A 2,818-nucleotide genomic window follows, 5' to 3' on the forward strand; every position below is an offset into this window, starting at 1 on the left:
CCAACGCCCTGGGCACCGTCGTCGCGGTCGCGGTCCTCGCGATCGGACTCTCCGGCATCGGCCAGCTCGGTGCCGAGTTCTGGGTGACGCCGCTGTTCAACGGCGGCACCCTGCTCGTCGTCGTCGGCCTGGCCGGTTAATCCGCGCGCCGCCGGCTGCGTACGGGCATCACCGCGGACCGGCGGAGGAGTTCCCGTGCGGCCCCGTCGTAGGACCGCGCTCACCGCCGCCGTGCTGCTGGCGGCGGGTGCCCTCGCCGGTTGTGAGCGCGGCTCGTCGGCCGGGGGAGGGGACTCCACAGCGGGGCCGCGCGGCTGTCCCGCGGTCCTCGCCCGGGCCAAGGCCGCCGTCGAGCGCGCCGAGCGGAACGACGCCCCCTGGAACGGGCCGACCCACGGCCCCCGGGCGGTGCCCGGCAAGACCATCGTCTATGTCGCGCAGACCATGACCAACCCCGGAGTCGCGGGCGCCGCGCAGGGGGTGCGGGAGGCGGCGAAGGCCATCGGCTGGCGGGTCCGGGTGATCGACGGCGGAGGCACCCCGGCGGGCATCCAGGCGGCGCTGAGCGAGGCCGTCACCCTCAAGCCGTCGGGCATCGTCATCGGCGGCTTCGACCCCAAGTCGACCGCGCGGCAGGTCGCGCAGGCCAACGCGGCGGGCATCCCGCTGATCGGCTGGCACGCGGTCGCGTCCCCCGGGCCCAGTGCCAGGCCCAGGCTGTTCACCAACGTCACCACCAGGGTCGAGGACACGGCCAGGATCAGCGCGGACTGGGTGATCGCACGATCCAACGGCAGGGCCGGAGCCGTGATCTTCACCGATGCCTCGATCCCGTTCGCCAGGCACAAGTCCGAGCTGATCAGGAAGGGGCTGGCCAGATGCCGGGACGTCAGGCTGCTGGCCTACGAGAACATTCCGATCCCGGACGCGGGCAGCCGCACCCCCCAGGAGGTCTCCTCCCTCCTCTCCCGCTTCCGGGACGAGTGGACCTACTCCGTCGCCATCAACGACCTGTACTTCGCTGACGCGGCCCCCGCCCTGCGCGCGGGCGGCAGACGCGGCTCCGGTCCGCCCTTCAACATCGGCGCGGGCGACGGCGATCCGTCGGCCTTCCAGCGCATCAACCACCGGCAGTACCAGGCCGCCACCGTCCCCGAGCCGCTGTCCCAGCAGGGCTGGCAGATGATCGACGAGTTCAACAGGGCGTTCTCCGGCCGGGCCCCCAGCGGGTACACCGCACCGGTCCACGTCTCCACGGCCGCCAACAGCGCGGGGGCGACGAGTTGGAACCCTCCGGGCTATCGGGCGGCGTACCGGAAGATCTGGGGCTCCTGACGCCGGGTGGTGCACGACCCTTGGTGCGGCGGCCTCACGATCGACGGCACCTTCGATCACACCGAGTTCACGCGGTGAACCGCCCCTGCCAGGTCGCGAGCCACTGGACGGCCTTGTCGTAGTGCGCCCGGTCGATGTGCAGCCCCCGGTAGCGCACCGCACCGCTGCCGTCGGCCGCCGCCCGTTCGTAGGCGCGGACGAGCCCGGCGTAGAACGTGGCCTCCTCGGGGGTGGCCGAGAACACCTCGTTGAGGACCGGGACATGGGCCGGGTGGATCGCCACCATGCCGCGGAAGCCGAGGGCCCGGCCCCGCCGGGCGAACGTACGGAGGCCGTCGAGGTCGTCGATGCGCTCCCACAGGCCGGTGAGGGCGTGCAGTCCGGCCTCGCGGCACGCGAGGAGCACCCGGCTGCGCAGATACAGCGTCTCCTCGCCCTCCGGCGACCATTCGAAGCCGACCTCGCGTGCGATGTCGGCGTGTTCGGCGGTCGGGCCGATCATCGCGGCGACGCGCGGCGACGCGGCCGCCACGTCGCGGCAGTTGTGGATGGCCCGGACCGTTTCGACGGGGACGATGTACTCGAGTCCCGTCACCCCGTTGCGCAGTTCGAAGTGGTCGAGCAGGGCGTCGTAGCGCAGCACGTCCGTGGCCTGCTCGATCTTCGGCGCGAAGACGCCGGACAGACCGGGGACGACGACCGCTTCGAGGTCGGCGCCGGTGAGCCGGGTGGCGAGGCCGTTGACCCGCACCAGCAGGCCGACCGACGGATCGAGCGCACGCAGCCGGGTGACGGCGTCGGCCGCCTGGGCCCGGGCCGCCGCCTTCAGCTCGTCCGGCACCGAGTCCTCCAGATCGAGGACGATGGCGTCCGGGCCCGCCGCCAGCGCCTTCTCCGCCCAGGCCGGTTTGTGGGCGGGCACGAACAGGATCGACCGGTACGGTTTCACGGGTGGCTCCGAGGCAGGTCCAGGAGGTGGCCGAGCCGGTCCGCCACATAGCCGAGGGCCTCGGCACTGGCGTCCGGCAGCAGGTCGAGCAGGGTGACGAAGCCATGGATCTGGCCCTCGAACCGCCGGAGTTCCACCGGCACCCCCGCGGCGCGCAGCCGGTCCGCGTACGCCTCGCCCTCGTCGCGCAGTACATCGTGTTCTGCGGTGACCACGACGGCGGGTGGCAGTCCGGCGAGGTCGGCGGCGCGCAGCGGCGAGGCACCCGGGGCCCGGCGGGCGGCGGTGTCGGGGGCGTAGTGGTCCCAGTACCAGGCCATGGTGGCGCGGGTGAGGAGGAGCTGGTTCGCGGGGTCGTGGTACGAGGCGGTGTCCGGCCGGCAGTCGGTCACCGGGCAGAGGAGCACCTGCGCCGCGACGGCCGGGCCGCCCGCCTCCCGGGCGCGCTGGGCCACCACCGCCGCCAGGTTGCCTCCCGCGCTGTCCCCCGCCACGATCAGCGGCGCGTCCGGTCCGGCGACGCGGGCCCGGTGC

At 73.6% G+C, this 2,818-nt stretch carries 3 protein-coding genes; 1 reads left to right on the forward strand and 2 read right to left on the reverse strand.

What is annotated here, in order from left to right:
* Positions 1-195 precede the first annotated feature (195 nt).
* Positions 196-1,335 carry a substrate-binding domain-containing protein gene (locus SSOG_RS39035; RefSeq protein ID WP_039939744.1) on the forward strand — a complete coding sequence of 380 codons (1,140 nt, stop codon included), beginning with the start codon at positions 196-198 and terminating at the stop codon, positions 1,333-1,335.
* Between the two features lie 67 nt (positions 1,336-1,402).
* On the opposite strand, the gene SSOG_RS39040 is transcribed toward SSOG_RS39035, so the two are convergent.
* Together SSOG_RS39040 and SSOG_RS39045 are read right to left on the reverse strand one after the other, a co-directional pair.
* The gene (locus tag SSOG_RS39040) at positions 1,403-2,284 is read right to left on the reverse strand and encodes an HpcH/HpaI aldolase/citrate lyase family protein (protein WP_009719832.1); all 882 of its coding nucleotides are present in this window, start codon (positions 2,282-2,284) and stop codon (positions 1,403-1,405) included.
* Positions 2,281-2,818, reverse strand: a 538-nt coding sequence (locus tag SSOG_RS39045; protein WP_154686127.1) for an alpha/beta hydrolase, incomplete at its 5' end; no start/stop codon positions are given. The genes SSOG_RS39040 and SSOG_RS39045, both read right to left, overlap by 4 nt.

It is taken from the genome of Streptomyces himastatinicus ATCC 53653, from assembly GCF_000158915.1.
Classification (GTDB): Bacteria; Actinomycetota; Actinomycetes; order Streptomycetales; family Streptomycetaceae; genus Streptomyces; species Streptomyces himastatinicus.